The sequence below is a fragment of the Seonamhaeicola marinus genome (genome assembly GCF_008085455.1).
Map to the genome: position 1 here is coordinate 1 of NZ_VSDQ01000121.1, position 203 is coordinate 203.

Below are 203 nucleotides of genomic sequence, written 5' to 3' on the forward strand. Positions count from 1 at the left end.
ATACAAGAAAATATCTCATTAATTTGCCACAAAAGATGAACTACTCACCGTATTTACCCAATTATCTAAACTCACATCCATAACAATAAAATTATACGTTTCATTGGTAATTAAGTTAGGTGGCGTTCTGTTAGTTACATTCAAAACTACATTATTTAATTTATAATATTGAAATTTATTTTCGTGAGTGTAAGTACCTGAAA

At 27.1% G+C, this 203-nt stretch carries 1 pseudogene; it reads right to left on the bottom strand.

Annotated elements, in window-relative coordinates:
* Nucleotides 1-18 precede the first annotated feature (18 nt).
* Nucleotides 19-203 (bottom strand): annotated as a pseudogene (locus FUA24_RS25385) (hypothetical protein); the annotation flags it as partial.